Genomic DNA, 16,777 nt, shown 5'->3' on the forward strand with positions numbered 1-16,777 from the left:
CAAGAAGATACATTCTAAGCCAGTCTGTGCCAAAATAGCAGGTTTGAATGGGCGTGCGCTTTGCCGCCGACAAGACTGAGATCAGCGGAGCCGTTGTCCATGCAGGATCGTAATTTTGACGATATTGCTGAAAAATTTGCGCGTAATATTTACGGCACCACGAAAGGAAAAATCCGCCAGGCGGTGGTTTGGCAGGATCTGACCGGGCTGCTGGCCCAGTTGCCGCAGCGGCCGCTGCGCATCCTCGATGCCGGGGGCGGTGAAGGCCATATGGCTTGCCAACTGGCAGAATTAGGACATCAGGTGTTGTTGTGCGATCTTTCTGGTGAGATGATCCAGCGCGCCGCGCAGCTGGCGGAGCAGAAAGGTGTGAGCCAGAACATGCAATTCGTACAAAGTTCTGCGCAGGATATCGCTCAACATTTGGAACAGCCGGTTGATCTGATATTGTTTCATGCAGTGCTTGAATGGATCGCTGAACCCGTGGCGGCGCTGCAGGCGTTGTGCGATTGTCTGACGCCGGGCGGCGCGCTGTCGCTGATGTTCTTCAACGCCAACGGTCTCTTGATGCGTAACGTGGTGTTGGGTAACTTCCAATTGGTGGATCCCGAGGTCAGACGGCGCCGCAAGCGTTCGCTGTCGCCGCAATACCCGCACGATCCGCTATTGGTCTACGGCTGGCTGGAACAGCTGGGCATGCGCATCAGCGGCAAAACCGGCGTGCGGGTGTTCCACGACTATCTGCAGAGCAGACAGCTGCAAACCCAAAAATTTGAAGAGTTACTGGCGCTTGAACAGCACTATTGCCGGCAGGAGCCGTACGTGAGTTTGGGGCGCTATATTCACGTCATGGCGCATAAACCAAACCTGAAGGACGAACTATGAGTGAATTTTCCCAGACAGTACCCGAACTGGTCGCCTGGGCACGGAAAAATGATTTCTCTATTTCGCTCCCTACGGAGCGTCTCGCATTTCTGCTCGCTATCGCCACCCTGAATGGCGAACGGCTGGACGGCGAGATGAGCGAAGGTGAGCTGGTTGATGCATTTCGCCATGTCAGCAAGGGTTTTGAACAGACGCATGAAACGGTGGCGATGCGCGCCAACAATGCGATCAACGACATGGTGCGCCAGCGCCTGTTGAACCGCTTTACCAGCGAACTGGCGGACGGTAACGCGATTTACCGCCTGACGCCGCTGGGTATCGGCATTACCGATTACTATATTCGCCAACGCGAATTCTCCACGCTGCGTCTGTCGATGCAGCTGTCGATCGTGGCGCAGGAACTGAAGCGCGCCGCCGATGCCGCCGACGAGGGGGGCGACGATTTCCATTGGCACCGCAACGTGTTCGCGCCGTTGAAATATTCGGTGGCGGAAATCTTCGACAGCATCGACATGACGCAACGCGTGATGGACGAGCAGCAGCAGAGCGTGAAAAACGACATCGCGGCGCTGCTGAGCAAAGACTGGCGGGCGGCGATCTCCAGCTGCGAAATGCTGCTGTCGGAAACCTCAGGCACCCTGCGCGAACTGCAGGATACGCTGGATGCGGCGGGCGACAAGCTGCAGGCCAATCTGCTGCGCATCCAGGACGCAACCCTCGGCAACGTGGAGCTCGGCTTCGTCGACAAGCTGGTGTTCGATCTGCAGAGCAAGCTGGATCGCATCATCAGCTGGGGCCAGCAGGCGATCGACCTGTGGATCGGCTACGATCGTCACGTGCACAAATTTATCCGTACCGCTATCGATATGGATAAAAACCGCGTGTTCGCCCAACGCCTGCGCCAGTCGGTGCAAACCTATTTCGACCACCCGTGGGCGCTGACTCATGCCAATGCCGATCGTCTGCTGGACATGCGCGACGAAGAACTGGCGCTGCGCAGCGAGGAAGTGACCGGGGAACTGCCGCCTGATCTGGAGTTCGAAGAGTTCAGCGAGATTCGCGAACAGCTGGCGGCGATGATCGAAGAGGCGTTGAAGGTGTACCAGGAACAGCAGATGCCGCTCAACCTTGCAGCGGTGATGCGCGATTACCTGGCGCAATATCCGCGTGCGCGTCATTTCGACGTGGCACGTTTAGTGGTCGACCAGGCAGTGCGCCTCGGTGTGGCTGAAGCAGATTTCTCAGGGTTGCCGGCGGAATGGCAGGCAATCAATGATTACGGAGCCAAGGTCCAGGCCCATGTCATCGACAAATATTGAACAAGTAATGCCAGTCAAGCTGGCCAAAGCGTTGTCCAACTCGCTGTTCCCGGCGCTGGACAGCCAACTGCGCGCGGGTCGTCACATCGGTATCGATGAGCTGGACAACCACGCCTTTTTAATGGATTTCCAGGATGAGCTGGAAGAGTTTTACAACCGTTACAGCGTCGAGCTGATTCGGGCGCCGGAAGGTTTCTTCTATTTGCGCCCGCGCTCCACCACGCTGATCCCGCGGTCGGTGCTGTCCGAGCTGGATATGATGGTCGGCAAGATCTTGTGTTACCTGTATCTCAGCCCCGAGCGCCTGGCGCACGAAGGCATTTTCAGCCATCAGGAGCTGTACGATGAACTGCTGAGCCTGGCGGATGAGAACAAGCTGCTCAAGTTCGTCAACCAGCGCTCTACCGGTTCGGATCTCGATCGGCAGAAGCTGCACGAGAAGGTGCGCACCTCGCTCAACCGCCTGCGCCGCCTCGGCATGGTCTATTTCATGGGCAATGACAGCAGCAAGTTCCGCATTACCGAGGCGGTGTTCCGCTTCGGCGCCGACGTGCGCAGCGGCGACGATCCGCGTGAAGCGCAGCTGCGCATGATTCGCGACGGCGAGGCGATGCCGGTTGAAACCAGCCTGTCGCTTAACGATGAGAATGACGCTGAGGATCAGCAGGTTGATAACGCTCCTGACGGTGCAGAGGATGAACAGGAATGATTGAACGCGGTAAATTTCGCTCGCTGACGCTGGTTAACTGGAACGGCTTCTTTGCCCGCACCTTTGATCTCGATGAGCTGGTGACCACGCTGTCCGGCGGGAACGGGGCGGGGAAATCCACCACCATGGCGGCCTTCGTCACCGCACTGATCCCCGATCTGACGCTGCTGCACTTCCGTAACACCACCGAAGCGGGTGCCACCAGCGGTTCGCGCGACAAGGGCCTGCACGGCAAGCTGCGCGCCGGCGTATGTTACTCCACCCTCGACGTCGTCAACTCGCGCCACCAGCGCGTGGTGGTTGGCGTGCGTCTGCAGCAGGTGGCGGGACGCGATCGCAAGGTCGATATCAAACCTTTCACCATCCAGGGCCTGCCGACCGCGGTACAGCCGACTGAATTGCTGACCCAGACCGTGGGTGAGCGCCAAGCGCGCGTGCTGTCGCTGCAAGAGTTGAAAGAGCGCGTGGAAGAGATGGAAGGCGTGCAGTTCAAGCAGTTCAACTCGATCACCGATTACCACTCGCTGATGTTCGATCTGGGCGTGATCCCGAAACGCCTGCGTTCGTCCGCCGATCGCAGCAAATTCTATCGTCTGATTGAAGCGTCGCTGTACGGCGGCATCTCCAGCGCCATCACCCGCTCGCTGCGCGACTACCTGTTGCCGGAAAACAGCGGCGTGCGCAAGGCGTTCCAGGACATGGAAGCGGCGCTGCGCGAAAACCGCATGACGCTGGAAGCGATCCGCGTTACCCAGTCGGATCGCGACCTGTTCAAGCATTTGATCTCCGAGGCCACCTCCTATGTGGCGGCGGACTATATGCGCCACGCCAACGAACGCCGCATCCACCTGGACGGCGCGCTGGCGCTGCGCAGCGATCTGTTCGGCAGCCGCAAGCAGCTGGCCGCCGAACAGTATCGCCATGTGGAAATGGCGCGTGAGCTGAGCGAGCAGAGCGGCGCCGAATCCGATCTGGAAACCGATTACCAGGCCGCCAGCGACCACCTGAACCTGGTGCAGACGGCGATGCGTCAGCAGGAGAAGATCGAACGCTATGAAGCCGATCTGGAAGAGCTGACCTACCGCCTGGAAGAGCAGAACGAAGTGGTGGCCGAGGCGAGCGAGCAGCAGGCCGAGAACGAAGCGCGCGCCGAAGCGGCCGAGCTGGAAGTGGACGAGCTGAAGAGCCAGCTGGCCGACTACCAGCAGGCGCTTGACGTGCAGCAGACCCGCGCCATTCAGTACCAACAGGCGCTGCAGGCATTGGAGCGCGCGCGCGCGCTGTGCCAACTGCCGGATCTGACCGCCGACAACGCCGAACAGTGGCTGGACACCTTCCAGGCTCGTGAGCAGGAGGCGACCGAAGCGCTGCTGATGCTGGAGCAGAAGCTGAGCGTGGCCGACGCCGCGCACGGCCAGTTCGAGCTGGCCTATCAGCTGGTGGGTAAAATCGCCGGCCAGGTCAGCCGCAGCGAAGCCTGGCAGTGTGCGCGCGAATTGCTGCGCGACTGGCCTTCGCAGCAACACCTCGCCGAGCGCGTTCAGCCGCTGCGACTGCGCCTGAGTGAACTGGAACAGCGCCTGCGCTCGCAGCAGGACGCCGAGCGGCTGCTGCAAGAATTTTGCAAACGCCATGGTCAGGAGTACCAGCCGGACGATCTCGACATGCTGCAGCAGGAGCTGGAAGAGCGCCTGGAAGCGCTGTCGCAGAACGTCAGCGAAGCCGGCGAACGCCGCATGGAGATGCGCCAGGAGCTGGAGCAGATCCAGCAGCGCATCCGTGAGCTGACGGCGCGCGCGCCGGTTTGGCTGGCGGCGCAGGACGCCCTGAGCCAGCTCAGCGATCAGAGCGGAGAGCCGCTGGAAAACAGCCAGCAGGTGACCGAATACATGCAGCAGCTGCTGGAGCGCGAGCGTGAAACCACCGTCGAGCGCGACGAGGTGGCGGCCCGCAAGCGCGAAGTGGAAGCGCAGATCGAACGTCTCAGCCAGCCGGGCGGCGCGGAAGATCAACGCCTGGTCACCTTGGCCGAACGTTTCGGCGGCGTGTTGCTGTCGGAAATTTACGATGACGTCACCATCGACGACGCGCCTTACTTCTCGGCGCTGTACGGCCCTTCGCGCCACGCCATCGTGGTGCCGGATCTGTCGCTGGTGCGCGAGATGCTGGAAGGGCTGGAAGATTGCCCGGAAGATCTTTACCTGATCGAAGGGGATCCGCAGTCGTTCGATGACAGCGTATTCGCCGTCGAAGAGCAGGAAAAAGCGGTGGTGGTGAAGATCGCCGATCGCCAGTGGCGTTATTCCCGCTACCCGGAAGTGCCGTTGTTCGGCCGCGCGGCGCGCGAAAACCGTCTGGAAGTGCTGCATGCCGAGCGTGAAACGCTGGCGGAGCGCTATGCCACGCTGTCGTTCGACGTGCAGAAAACCCAGCGTTCGCATCAGGCCTTCAGCCGTTTTATCGGCACCCATCTGGCGGTGGCGTTCGACGCTGACCCGGAAGCGGAGATCCGCAATCTGAACGCCCGTCGCGGCGAGATCGAGCGTGCGCTGAACAATCACGAAGCGCAGAATCAGCAGCAGCGCCAGCAGTACGATCAGGCCAAAGAGGGCATTTCCGCGCTCAACCGCCTGATGCCGCTGGTGTCGTTGCTGAACGATGAAACGCTGCAGGATCGCGTCGACGAGATCCGTGAAGAGCTGGAAGAAGCGCAGGACGCCGCGCGCCACATTCAACAGCACGGGGTGTCGCTGACCAAGCTGGAGCCGCTGCTGTCGGTGCTGCAGAGCGATCCGCAGCAGCATGAACAGCTGCAGCAGGACTACGCGCAGGCGCAAAGCGTGCAGCGTCAGGCCAAACAGCAGGCGTTCGCGTTGACAGAGGTGGTGCAGCGTCGCGCGCACTTCAGCTATACCGACTCCGCCGGCATGCAGAATGCCAACAACGATCTCAACGACAAGCTGCGCCAGCGTCTGGAACAGGCGGAAGCCGAACGCGCCCGCGCCCGTGAGCAGCTGCGTCAATATCAAACCCAGTTCACCCAATACAGCCAGGTGCTGGCCTCGCTGAAAAGCTCGTATGACGCCAAGCGCGACATGCTGAAAGAGCTGAGCCAGGAGCTGGTGGATATCGGCGTGCAGGCCGACGCCAACGCGGAAGCGCGCGCGCGTCAGCGCCGCGACGAGCTGCATGCGGCGCTGAGCAACAACCGCGCTCGCCGCAATCAGTTGGAGAAACAGCTGACCTTCTGCGAAGCCGAAATGGATGGCCTGCAGAAGAAACTGCGCAAGCTGGAACGCGACTACCATCAGCTGCGCGAGCAGGTGGTGACCGCCAAGGCGGGCTGGTGCGCGGTGATGCGTCTGGTGAAAGACAACGGCGTGGAACGCCGCCTGCATCGCCGCGAACTGGCGTATATGGATGGCGACGAGCTGCGCTCGATGTCGGATAAGGCGCTCGGCGCGCTGCGTCTGGCGGTGGCGGACAACGAACACCTGCGCGACGTGCTGCGTCTGTCGGAAGATCCGAAGCGGCCAGAGCGTAAGATTCAGTTCTATATCGCGGTGTACCAACACCTGCGCGAACGTATCCGCCAGGACATCATCCGTACCGATGATCCGGTCGAGGCCATCGAGCAGATGGAGATTGAGCTGGGCCGTCTGACCGAAGAACTGACCGCGCGCGAGCAGAAGCTGGCGATCAGTTCGAAAAGCGTGGCCAACATCATTCGCAAAACCATTCAGCGCGAGCAGAACCGCATTCGCATGCTGAACCAGGGGTTGCAGGCCGTTGCTTTCGGCCAGGTGAAGAGCGTCCGTCTGAACGTCAACGTGCGCGAAGCGCACGCCACCCTGCTGGACGTGCTCTCCGAGCAACAGGAACAGCATCAGGATCTGTTCAACAGCAACCGCCTGACCTTCTCCGAAGCGTTGGCCAAGCTGTATCAGCGTCTGAATCCGCAGATCGATATGGGGCAGCGCACGCCGCAGACCATCGGTGAGGAGTTGCTGGACTACCGCAACTACCTGGAGATGGAAGTGGAAGTGTACCGTGGCTCCGACGGCTGGCTGCGTGCGGAAAGCGGCGCCTTGTCTACCGGTGAAGCCATCGGTACCGGGATGTCAATTCTGGTGATGGTGGTGCAGAGCTGGGAAGAAGAATCCCGCCGCCTGCGCGGTAAAGACATCTCGCCATGTCGCTTGCTGTTCCTCGATGAAGCGGCGCGTCTGGATGCCAAATCGATCGCCACGCTGTTCGAGTTGTGTGACCGTCTGGAGATGCAGCTGATTATCGCGGCGCCGGAAAACATCAGTCCTGAGAAGGGCACCACCTATAAACTGGTGCGTAAGGTGTTCCAGAACCACGAGCATGTGCACGTGGTGGGGCTGCGCGGTTTCGCCAGCGAGCCGCCGGCGCTGGGCACTGCGCCGGTCGAAACGCCGTAACGCAGAAAAACGCCCTAAAAATCTGAAAATAGCCGCCGCAGGGTGGCTATTTTTTTGTGCGCGTGGATGATAGTCCTGCTTTTTTATCCGTTGAAAAGCGGTTAGTTTAATCAGATAAACAGTAATTCGACGTCCGCAGGGCGAAACGGCCTTTCTGTTTGTATACTGAAGCTATATGCAGTTTTTTGACGTTTTTTTGTGAGCATACAGGGGGCAAGGGATGTTGCTTAAAAAGGGAAACTCTCTACGACGTTTGGCGCTGAGTGGCGCTATCGCCTGTAGTCTTGTGTCGTCGTTTTCCTCATTGGCCACCGTAACGGCGTTACCGGTGGCATCAGCAGGCATGTCCGTTGCGCAGAGCCGTTCTGAACTGCTGGCCGCGTTGCCGCGCGGCATGGATCTGCACTACCTTTCCACGCTGGCGCCGCTGTATGCGGCGAATCATATGCAGCCGATGTGGCAGGATCGCGAGGCCGTTCAGCAGTTTCAACAGCAGCTGGCCGAGCTGGCGATGTCCGGCGTGCAGCCGCAGTTCACCCAATGGGTGAAGATGTTGACCAATCCGGCGCTCAATGACGTAGGCCGCGATGTGGTGCTATCCGATGCGATGCTGGGCTATTTGCAGTTCGTGTCCGCTATCGGCGCCAACGGCACCAGTTGGCTGTACAGCAATATTCCCTACAAGCTTGGCTTGCCGCCCACTGCGGTGATCAACCAATGGCAGCTAGCGGTGCGTCAGGCGCGCACGCTGAGCTACGTGAATTCGCTCGCGCCGCAGCACCCGCAATACGCCAAGATGCATCAGGCGCTGCGCGATATGCTGGCGGATAACCGCCCCTGGCCGCAGGTGGGCAGCGGCCCGAGCCTGCGCCCAGGACAAATGAGCAACGATATTCCTGCGCTGCGTGAGATCCTGACGCGCACCGGCATGCTGGCCGCTTCGGCGCCGGAGGCCGAGCCGGAGCCGGCGGTAGTCTCGGCGAAGAGCAATGAGCCTGATGACGGCGGGCTGACTGTAGACGAAGAGAAGGGGCATGTGACGGTCAGTCCGTCGGCGGCGCCGGTGACGGAGTTGACCGCTGAACAGACGCCGCCGCAGGTCGGCAGCGTGGTGAGCGACAACCTCTATACCAACGAGCTGGTGGAGGGCGTCAAACGTTTCCAGAAATGGCAGGGGCTGACGGCGGATGGCGTGATCGGCGTGCGCACTCGCGAGTGGCTCAACGTGTCTCCGAAAACCCGCGCCGCGCTGCTGGCGTTGAATATCCAACGTCTGCGAATTTTACCGGGGCATGTCGGCACCGGCATTATGGTGAATATTCCCAACTACTCGCTGACCTACTACCAGAACGGCAACGAAGTGCTGTCCTCCCGCGTTATCGTCGGGCGGCCGAGCCGCAAGACACCGCTGATGAGCAGCGCGTTGAACAACGTGGTGGTCAACCCGCCTTGGAACGTACCGACTACGCTGGTGCGTGAGGATATCGTGCCGAAGGCGATGCGCGACGGTAACTATTTCCAGAAACACGGCTATACCGTGCTGTCGGGTTGGAGCAACGATGCGGAGGTGATCAACCCGGCGATGATCGACTGGAGCATGGTCTCTGCGCGCAACTTCCCGTATCGCGTGCGCCAGGCGCCGGGCGCCACTAACTCGCTGGGGCGTTTCAAGTTCAATATGCCGAGTTCGGACGCGATCTACCTGCACGATACCCCGAACCACAGCCTGTTCCAGAAAGACATTCGCGCGCTCAGCTCCGGCTGCGTGCGGGTGAACAAGGCTTCCGATTTGGCGAATATGCTGCTGCAGGATGCCGGCTGGAACAATAGCCGCGTTTCCTCCACGCTGAAAGAAGGGAATACCACTTATGTGAATATTCGCCAGCGTATTCCCGTAAAACTGTATTATCTGACCGCCTGGGTTTCGGATGACGGCCAACCGCAATTCCGTACAGATATTTACAATTATGATAATACGGTGAGATCGGGCGCACAAATTATGGCTCAGGCCAAAAAATTAATGCAGTAAATGCAGTAATTATAAATAAATAACGGTCAGAATGTTTGGCTATACCGCAGGCCCTCTTACCTGGGGGCCTGTAAACCTAGGCGTATCGCGGGTTGACTCAGCATACGCAGGCGGTTATGGTTCGGACAGTGCGCTGCTTTGTGCATTTATTTTGACATTCTTGCCGGGTTTAACAGAGTCATGGACAAAATTGATCATCATCGCCGTAAATGGCTGGCGCTAGGCGGCGCAGCTATGGGCATAGCGCTGCTTCCAGGGCAGGCGTTTGCCAGTCTTTCCACCGCTCGACCGCGTATTTTAGTGTTGAATAACCTGAATACCGGTGAATCTATTAAAGCCGAGTTCTTTGACGGCAAAGGCTACAATAAAGAAGAGTTGGTTCGGCTAAATCATCTGTTCCGCGATTATCGCGCCAACAAGGTTAAATCGATCGATCCCAGTTTGTTTGATCACCTCTATCGCCTGCAGGGGCTGCTGGGTACCAGCAAGCCGGTGCAGCTGATCTCCGGTTACCGTTCCGTAGATACCAACAACGAATTGCGCGCGCACAGCCGTGGTGTGGCCAAGCACAGCTACCATACCAAGGGCCAGGCGATGGATTTCCATATTGAAGGTATCCAATTGAGTAATATCCGTAAAGCGGCGTTAAAAATGCGCGCTGGTGGTGTAGGATATTACCCACGTAGCAACTTCGTGCACATCGATACCGGCCCGGTTCGGAGCTGGTAATCGCGGTGCCCTCAGTGAATAACGCCGCTCCTTGCGGAGGCGGCGTTATTGTCGTTGGAGCCTTATGAAATACCATCTTATTCCCGTTACCGCTTTTAGCCAGAATTGCAGCCTGATCTGGTGTGAAAACACGCAGCAGGCGGCGTTGGTCGATCCCGGCGGCGAAGCGGAAAAAATCAAAGCGGAAGTGGCGAAGCAGGGTGTGACAATCACGCAGATTTTGCTGACGCACGGCCATTTGGATCACGTCGGCGCGGCGGCGGAGCTGGCGGAACATTATCAGGTGCCGATTTACGGCCCGGATAAAGAGGACGCTTTTTGGCTGGATGGTTTGCCGGCGCAGAGCCGGATGTTCGGGCTGGAAGAGTGTGCGCCGCTGACCCCGACCCGTTGGTTGTCGGAAGGCGATGAGATGCAGGTGGGCGAGATGAAGCTCAAGGTGTTGCATTGTCCTGGGCACACACCGGGCCACATCGTCTTTATCAATGAGCAGGCACGTTTGGCGCTGGTGGGTGACGTGCTGTTTAACGGCGGCGTGGGGCGCAGCGACTTCCCGCGCGGTGACCATCAGGCGCTGATCGCCTCTATTCGCACCAAGCTGTTGCCGTTAGGCGACGACATGCGCTTTATTCCCGGCCACGGTCCAATGTCGACCTTCGGTCACGAGCGCCAGACCAACCCGTTCCTGCGCGAAGAGCCAGCGGTGTGGTAACGATCATTTCCCGGCAGAAATAATTAAGGGGCGCATAGTGCGCCCCTTCAAACTGGTGGCTTTCGCCGACGCGCTTAGAGCACGGCGACGATGGCTTCACACAGCGGCGCCATATTGTCCGGCGTCATGCCCGCCACGTTCACCCGGCCCGAGTTCACAGCGTAAACGCCAAACTCTTCACGCAGACGCAGCACCTGCTCTTTGGTCAGGCCGCTGAACGAGAACATGCCGTTCTGCTGGATGATGAAGCTGAAGTCCTGCTGCGCGCCTTTCTCCTGCAGGGTGTTCACAAACAGCTGACGCATGCGGTGAATGCGTTGGCGCATATCGGTCAGCTCTTGTTCCCACATCGCGCGCAGCGCATCGTTACCCAGAATGGTGGCGACAACGGCGGCGCCGTGTGACGGCGGGTTGGAGTAGTTGGCGCGAATGGCCGCTTTCACCTGGCTGAAGGCGCGATCGGCGGTTTCGGCATCGGCGGCTACAATAGTGCAAGCGCCGACGCGCTCATTGTACAGACCGAAGTTTTTCGAATAGGAACTGGCGACGATCAGTTCTTTATGTTTGGCGGCGAAAATACGCAGGCCCTGCGCATCTTCTTCCAGGCCGTTGGCGAAGCCCTGATAAGCGAAGTCGAACAGCGGCAACCACCCGTTGGCGACGGAAAGTTCAGCCAGCTGCGCCCACTGTTCCGGCGTTGGATCGATACCGGTCGGGTTATGGCAGCAGCCGTGGAACAGCACGACATCGCCGGCCTGCGCCTGTTTCAGGCTGTTCAGCAGGCCGTCAAAATCCAACGCGTGGTTGGCGGCGTCATAGTAGGCGTATTCCAGCACTTCCAGGCCCACGGCGCTAAAGACGTTCTTGTGGTTCGGCCAGCTTGGGTTGCTGATCCAGATGCGTTTGGCGCTGGTCTGGTTGGCGATAAAGTCTGCCGCCACGCGCAGGCCGCCGGTGCCGCCAGGCGTCTGTGCGGTGCGCGCGCGGCGATCGGCGACGATCGGGCTCTCTTTACCGAACAGCAGTTCTTGCGTGCAGCTGGCGAACGCCGGGATGCCCTCAATGCCGAGATAGTTTTTGGTGGTCTCATTTTCCAACAGATACTGTTCAGCTTTCTTTACGCTGGTCAGCACCGGAGTTTTACCGGTTTCGTCTTTATAAACGCCAATGCCTAAATTGATTTTATTCGGGCGGGCGTCGGCGCGGAAAATGTCGGTCAGGCCCAGGATCGGGTCGGCGGGTGCGGCGGTGATTTTTTCAAACATGTCAGGTGCTTCCAAATCTCGGAGTTAAGCAGACAGAAGCATCAGGGTAGCGCCAGTTATCGGCTTTGCCAACCGTTTGCGATAAAAACACCGCGATCTTATGAACGTGAAGGATTCGACAGAAAAAATGATGGGGAAGGGGGAATCGGCAGGATAAAAAGTTACCGGCTGATACAAACAAAAACAGGGCCGAAGCCCTGTTTTTTTTAACTTAGCCGACGGTGAACCGCCGATAAGCGAGACAACTTAGAACTGGTATACCAGACCAACGCCTACGATATCGTCAGTTGCGATGCCGTTAGCTTTGGTGAAGTCGTTGTCATCCAGCAGGTTGATTTTGTAATCAACGTAGGTGGACATGTTTTTGTTGAAGTAGTAAGTGGTACCAACAGAAACATATTTAACCAGGTCAGCGTCGCCGCCGTTGAAGCGAGCGCCGTTCGCGGTGCGGCCAGCCAGATCCTTGCCTTTAGACTGCAGGTAAGACACTTCTGGGCGCAGACCGAAGTCGAACTGGTACTGAGCGGTCACTTCGAAGTTCTGAGTTTTGTTAGCGATAGTCAAGTCAGACTCGCCGTATGGGGTCATGTTGCGAGTTTCTGCATACATCGCCGCCAGGTAGACGTTGTTGGCGTCGTATTTCGCGCCCACGGTCCATGCGTCAGCTTTGTCGCCTTTAGCGGTAGCGTTAAGCTTCTGATCGTCGGTACGGTTGGAGGACGCATAGGCAGCGCCGAAGCTTACGCCTTCGCCGATGTCATAAGTAGAGGAGAGGCCCCAGCCGTCGCCGTTCTGTTTTTTCAGAGCACGGCTGTCGTTCTGGTTTTTACCCTGGTACTGAACGGCGAAGTTCAGACCGTCAACCAGACCGAAGAAGTTGTTGTTACGATAGGTCGCAACGCCGTTGGTACGGCCGGTCATGAAGTTGTCGGAGTAGGTGTAAGTATCGCCACCGAACTCTGGCAGCATATCGGTCCAGCCTTCCACGTCGTACAGTACGCCGTAGTTACGGCCGTAGTCGAAGGAGCCGTAGTCAGCGAATTTCAGACCGGCGAAGCCCAGACGGGTTTTGGTGCCTTCGGTGCCCTGAGATTCGGCGTGGTTGGACTGAACGTTGTATTCCCACTGGCCGTAACCGGTCAGTTGGTCAGTAATCTGGGTTTCACCTTTGAAGCCGAAACGAACATAGGTCTGATCGCCGTCATTACCTTTGTCTTTGGAGAAGTAGTGCAGACCGTCAACTTTGCCGTACAGATCCAGCTTGTTGCCGTCTTTGTTGTAGATTTCAGCTGCGTTTGCTGCACCAGCAGCCAACAGAGCCGGGATTACCACTGCAAGAATGTTGCGCTTCATCATTATTACCCTCATTGGTGTTATTCGGACACCTTTGCCACTGCCGCCAATAATTCTTTGGGAACTATTGTTGATAGATTGGTGTCGTCCTGTGTCTGAACGCAGTGTTCCATTCACAGGCGGGTTAATCTAGGACGAAAATGATACCAATGTCCCAATCAGGTTGCAAAAGGAAAGTATGTGTAACCAAATGTAATTTTTCGGGAACTTTGTGACGTGCGTCAATATTAAAAAATGCGAAAGGCCAGCGATGCTGGCCTTTGTTTTGTAACGAAATCGTTTAAAAAACGTGTGATCGTATAAATTAGAAGCTTGCGTTACGCGGCGTGCGCGGGAATGGAATCACATCGCGCACGTTTTGCACGCCGGTGACATAGGCGATTAAACGTTCAAAGCCCAGGCCGAAACCGGAATGCGGCACGGTGCCGTACCGGCGCAGATCGCGATACCACCAGTAGTCTTCTTTATTCAGCCCCATCTCTTCCAGACGCTGATCGAGCACGTCGAGGCGTTCTTCACGCTGCGAGCCGCCGATGATTTCGCCGATGCCCGGCGCCAGCACGTCCATGGCCGCGACGGTCTTGCCGTCTTCGTTCATGCGCATGTAGAACGCTTTGATGTCTTTCGGGTAGTTTTTCACCACCACCGGCGCCTGGAAGTGTTTCTCCGCCAGGTAACGTTCATGCTCGGAAGAGAGATCGATGCCCCAGGAAACCGGGTTTTCGAAGGTTTGGCCCGAAGCCAGCAGGATCTCAATGGCGTCGGTGTAGTCCACCTGGGCGAAATCGGAAGACACGAAGCGCTCCAGACGAGCGATAGCGTCTTTATCCACGCGCTCGGCGAAGAATTTCAGATCGTCGGCACGTTCATCCAGCACCGCCTGGAACACATACTTCAGCATGCTTTCGGCCAGGCCGGCGACGTCGTCCAGCGTAGCGAAGGCCACTTCCGGTTCGATCATCCAGAACTCCGCCAGGTGGCGGCTAGTGTTGGAGTTTTCGGCGCGGAAGGTTGGGCCGAAGGTGTAAACCTTCGACAGCGCGCAAGCGTAGGTTTCGCCGTTCAGCTGGCCGGAAACGGTGAGGAAGGCTTCCTTACCGAAGAAGTCTTCGCTGAAATCGACGGTGCCTTTGTCGGTGCGCGGCAGGTTTTCCAGATCCAGCGTGGACACGCGGAACATCTCGCCGGCGCCTTCGGTATCGGAGGCGGTGATCAGCGGAGTAGAGACCCAGAAATACCCATTTTCATGGAAGAAGCGGTGGATCGCCTGCGCCAGGGTATGACGTACGCGCGCCACGGCGCCGATCAGGTTGGTGCGCGGGCGCAGGTGAGCCACTTCGCGCAGGTATTCGATGCTGTGGCGCTTGGCCGCCATCGGGTAAGTGTCCGGATCGTCGACCCAGCCGACCACGTTGATCGCGGTAGCCTGCAGTTCGAAGCTCTGGCCTTCGCCCGGTGAAGCGACGACTTTGCCGGTGACTTCAACCGAACAACCGGTGGTCAGATGCAGCACTTCATCCTGATAATTCGGCAGAGAATTATTAACGACGGCCTGTAACGGATCAAAGCAGGAACCGTCATAGACGGCCAGGAAGGAGATACCAGCTTTTGAATCTCTCCGGGTACGTACCCAGCCGCGTACGGTGACTTCACTGTCAACCGCAGCACGACCTTGCAGTACGTCGACTACAGGCACTACGCTCATAGATTTCTCTCTTTAATAATTTGGTTTAGAAATAGCTTACAACCCAAGAATATGGGGGTAATGGCTATGTTACTTGCCGCGGTGCAGAGCACAAGCAGAAATCATCGGATTGGCGCAACATTTATCGCGGCTGACTGAAAAGAGGGCGTTCGGGATAAAAACAAAAAAGCCGGCGCGTAAATCGGGCCGGCTTTCTTTCTCTCTATATAATAGAGAAGGTTCAACTGGCTTTCTTCACCAGCGGCAGATCGAAGGCCTTGCGCAAGGCCCGCACGAATGCCTGGTCCTGGCAGATGGTCTTGCCGGGGCTGTCGGAGAGCTTAGCCACCGGTTTGCCTTTGCATTCGACCAGCTTGATCACGATATTCAACGGTTTAACGCCCGGAATATCACAGGTCAGGCGCGTGCCGATACCGAAGCTGAGATTGATGCGCTGATAGAAGTGGCGATAGAGCGCCAGCGCTTTTTCCAGATCCAGGTTGTCCGAGAACACCAGCGTTTTGCTCATCGGGTCGATGCCCAGTTTCTGATAGTGGGCAATGGCTTTCTCACCCCACTCGACGGGATCGCCCGAATCGTGGCGCAGCCCCTGATAACGCTCGGCGAACTGCGGGCCGAAGTCGCGCAGGAAAGCATCCATGGTAATGCAGTCGGTGAGCGCGATGCCAAGCTGATCCGGGTATTCATCCAGCCAGGCCTGCAATGCGGCGCGCTGGCTGTTGGCCAGCACCGGGCTTATCTGCTGATGCGCCTGGAACCATTCATGCGCCTGCGTGCCGACCGGCGCCAGGCCGAGCTGATGCGCCAGATCGTAATTGCTGGTGCCCGACAGGTACGGGAATTCGGCCTGCAAGGTGCTGACGATGGCCTGTTGTACGCCCTGGGAGAAACGGCGACGGGTGCCGAAGTCCATCAGCTTGAAGCGTGAAAGATCCAAATCGCCCGCCAGCGTCTTGAACTGCGCCAACTTGGTTTGCAGGTGGGCTACCGCCTGTTCCGGCGTCGCCAGCGGAGAACGCCGGCGGTGCACCACTTCGCTGATCACCGCCAGCAGCGGCACTTCCCACATGATCACTTCACGCCACGGCCCGGCGATGCGGATTTGCAGCTTGCCGTCGCGGTTGTCGATGGTCACCTGCTGCGGATCGTATCGGAACGTGCGCAGCCAGCTCAGGTAATCTTGACGGAAGAAGGGCAGGCCCGAAAGGTAAGCGAATTCGGCGTCGGTCAGCGTCAGCTGGCTCATCAGGGCGACCTGCGCGCGGATCTCGTCGGCATATTCGCCCAGCAGTTCGTCGCCGCGGCAGCGGAATTCCGCCGCCACGCTGATCGCGGGATAGCGATGGAACACTGCTTGCTGCATATGAAGCTTGTAAGCATCGGTATCAAGCAGTGATGTCAAAATCGGGGAAGCGTATTGAGTCATAGCGCGTTACAGCATCCTCGTCAGGCGCGTGTCCAAATCCGGATAATCATAAAAGTGGGGGTGGAGTATACCCGGATTATCCTGTTATTGAAGCTGCATCACACCATAAATCACCGAAGCGGGTCGAGGATTAAACGTGCCTTTATGGCGGGCTGGCGACGGCGGCGGGGGAAAAAAGCCAGATATGCCTGTAAGGTGAA

11 protein-coding genes are annotated in these 16,777 nt (G+C 58.1%); 7 read left to right on the forward strand and 4 right to left on the reverse strand.

The features are described 5' to 3' along the window. The first annotated feature begins 99 nt into the window (after positions 1-99). The 7 genes from cmoM to SERRSCBI_RS08310 all read left to right on the forward strand — a co-directional run bounded on the left by cmoM (position 100) and on the right by SERRSCBI_RS08310 (position 10,828). Positions 100-885, forward strand: a complete 786-nt coding sequence (gene cmoM, locus SERRSCBI_RS08280; RefSeq protein ID WP_033642570.1) for a tRNA uridine 5-oxyacetic acid(34) methyltransferase CmoM — start codon at positions 100-102, stop codon at positions 883-885. Next, positions 882-2,204 carry a chromosome partition protein MukF gene (gene mukF, locus SERRSCBI_RS08285; protein ID WP_004928228.1) on the forward strand — a complete coding sequence of 441 codons (1,323 nt, stop codon included), beginning with the start codon at positions 882-884 and terminating at the stop codon, positions 2,202-2,204. Before cmoM ends, mukF begins: the two co-directional genes overlap by 4 nt. After that, complete coding sequence (mukE, locus tag SERRSCBI_RS08290) at positions 2,185-2,913, forward strand: chromosome partition protein MukE (RefSeq protein ID WP_004928226.1); 729 nt, start codon at positions 2,185-2,187, stop codon at positions 2,911-2,913. Before mukF ends, mukE begins: the two co-directional genes overlap by 20 nt. After that, positions 2,910-7,358, forward strand: a complete 4,449-nt coding sequence (gene mukB / locus SERRSCBI_RS08295) for a chromosome partition protein MukB (protein WP_042784116.1) — start codon at positions 2,910-2,912, stop codon at positions 7,356-7,358. Before mukE ends, mukB begins: the two co-directional genes overlap by 4 nt. Positions 7,359-7,578: 220 nt before the next feature. Then, the gene (gene ldtD / locus SERRSCBI_RS08300; RefSeq protein WP_071883541.1) at positions 7,579-9,387 is read left to right on the forward strand and encodes a L,D-transpeptidase; all 1,809 of its coding nucleotides are present in this window, start codon (positions 7,579-7,581) and stop codon (positions 9,385-9,387) included. Positions 9,388-9,567: 180 nt separating this feature from the next. Then, entirely contained in the window at positions 9,568-10,116 is a 549-nt protein-coding gene (locus tag SERRSCBI_RS08305) for a YcbK family protein (protein WP_004928217.1), read from the forward strand. A 64-nt stretch (positions 10,117-10,180) separates the two neighbouring features. Then, positions 10,181-10,828 (forward strand): MBL fold metallo-hydrolase, encoded by a 648-nt coding sequence (locus tag SERRSCBI_RS08310; protein WP_033642573.1) that lies wholly within the window; start codon positions 10,181-10,183, stop codon positions 10,826-10,828. 74 nt (positions 10,829-10,902) lie between these two features. Here SERRSCBI_RS08310 and SERRSCBI_RS08315 read toward each other — a convergent pair whose 3' ends face one another. From SERRSCBI_RS08315 to pncB, 4 genes are all read right to left on the reverse strand, one after another. Continuing rightward, a complete protein-coding gene (locus tag SERRSCBI_RS08315) occupies positions 10,903-12,093 on the reverse strand; it encodes an amino acid aminotransferase (RefSeq protein ID WP_033642574.1) in 1,191 nt (396 codons plus the stop codon). Between the two features lie 246 nt (positions 12,094-12,339). Further along, positions 12,340-13,449: a porin OmpC gene (gene ompC / locus SERRSCBI_RS08320; RefSeq protein WP_033642575.1), complete on the reverse strand. Its 1,110-nt coding sequence runs from the start codon at positions 13,447-13,449 to the stop codon at positions 12,340-12,342. 301 nt (positions 13,450-13,750) lie between these two features. Continuing rightward, positions 13,751-15,151 (reverse strand): asparagine--tRNA ligase, encoded by a 1,401-nt coding sequence (gene asnS, locus SERRSCBI_RS08325; protein ID WP_042784118.1) that lies wholly within the window; start codon positions 15,149-15,151, stop codon positions 13,751-13,753. 220 nt (positions 15,152-15,371) lie between these two features. Next, complete coding sequence (gene pncB / locus SERRSCBI_RS08330) at positions 15,372-16,577, reverse strand: nicotinate phosphoribosyltransferase (RefSeq protein ID WP_042784119.1); 1,206 nt, start codon at positions 16,575-16,577, stop codon at positions 15,372-15,374. Positions 16,578-16,777 lie beyond the last annotated feature (200 nt).

This window comes from Serratia sp. SCBI (assembly GCF_000747565.1).
Taxonomy (GTDB): domain Bacteria; phylum Pseudomonadota; class Gammaproteobacteria; order Enterobacterales; family Enterobacteriaceae; genus Serratia; species Serratia ureilytica.

Bases quoted from the DNA above. Each gene is read 5' to 3' on its own strand.
- cmoM (WP_033642570.1), top strand. From the start codon at position 100: ATGCAGGATCGTAATTTTGACGATATTGCTGAAAAATTTGCGCGTAAT.
- mukF (WP_004928228.1), top strand. From the start codon at position 882: ATGAGTGAATTTTCCCAGACAGTACCCGAACTGGTCGCCTGGGCACGG.
- mukE (WP_004928226.1), top strand. From the start codon at position 2,185: ATGTCATCGACAAATATTGAACAAGTAATGCCAGTCAAGCTGGCCAAA.
- mukB (WP_042784116.1), top strand. From the start codon at position 2,910: ATGATTGAACGCGGTAAATTTCGCTCGCTGACGCTGGTTAACTGGAAC.
- ldtD (WP_071883541.1), top strand. From the start codon at position 7,579: ATGTTGCTTAAAAAGGGAAACTCTCTACGACGTTTGGCGCTGAGTGGC.
- SERRSCBI_RS08305 (WP_004928217.1), top strand. From the start codon at position 9,568: ATGGACAAAATTGATCATCATCGCCGTAAATGGCTGGCGCTAGGCGGC.
- SERRSCBI_RS08310 (WP_033642573.1), top strand. From the start codon at position 10,181: ATGAAATACCATCTTATTCCCGTTACCGCTTTTAGCCAGAATTGCAGC.
- SERRSCBI_RS08315 (WP_033642574.1), bottom strand. From the start codon at position 12,093: ATGTTTGAAAAAATCACCGCCGCACCCGCCGACCCGATCCTGGGCCTG.
- ompC (WP_033642575.1), bottom strand. From the start codon at position 13,449: ATGATGAAGCGCAACATTCTTGCAGTGGTAATCCCGGCTCTGTTGGCT.
- asnS (WP_042784118.1), bottom strand. From the start codon at position 15,151: ATGAGCGTAGTGCCTGTAGTCGACGTACTGCAAGGTCGTGCTGCGGTT.
- pncB (WP_042784119.1), bottom strand. From the start codon at position 16,577: ATGACTCAATACGCTTCCCCGATTTTGACATCACTGCTTGATACCGAT.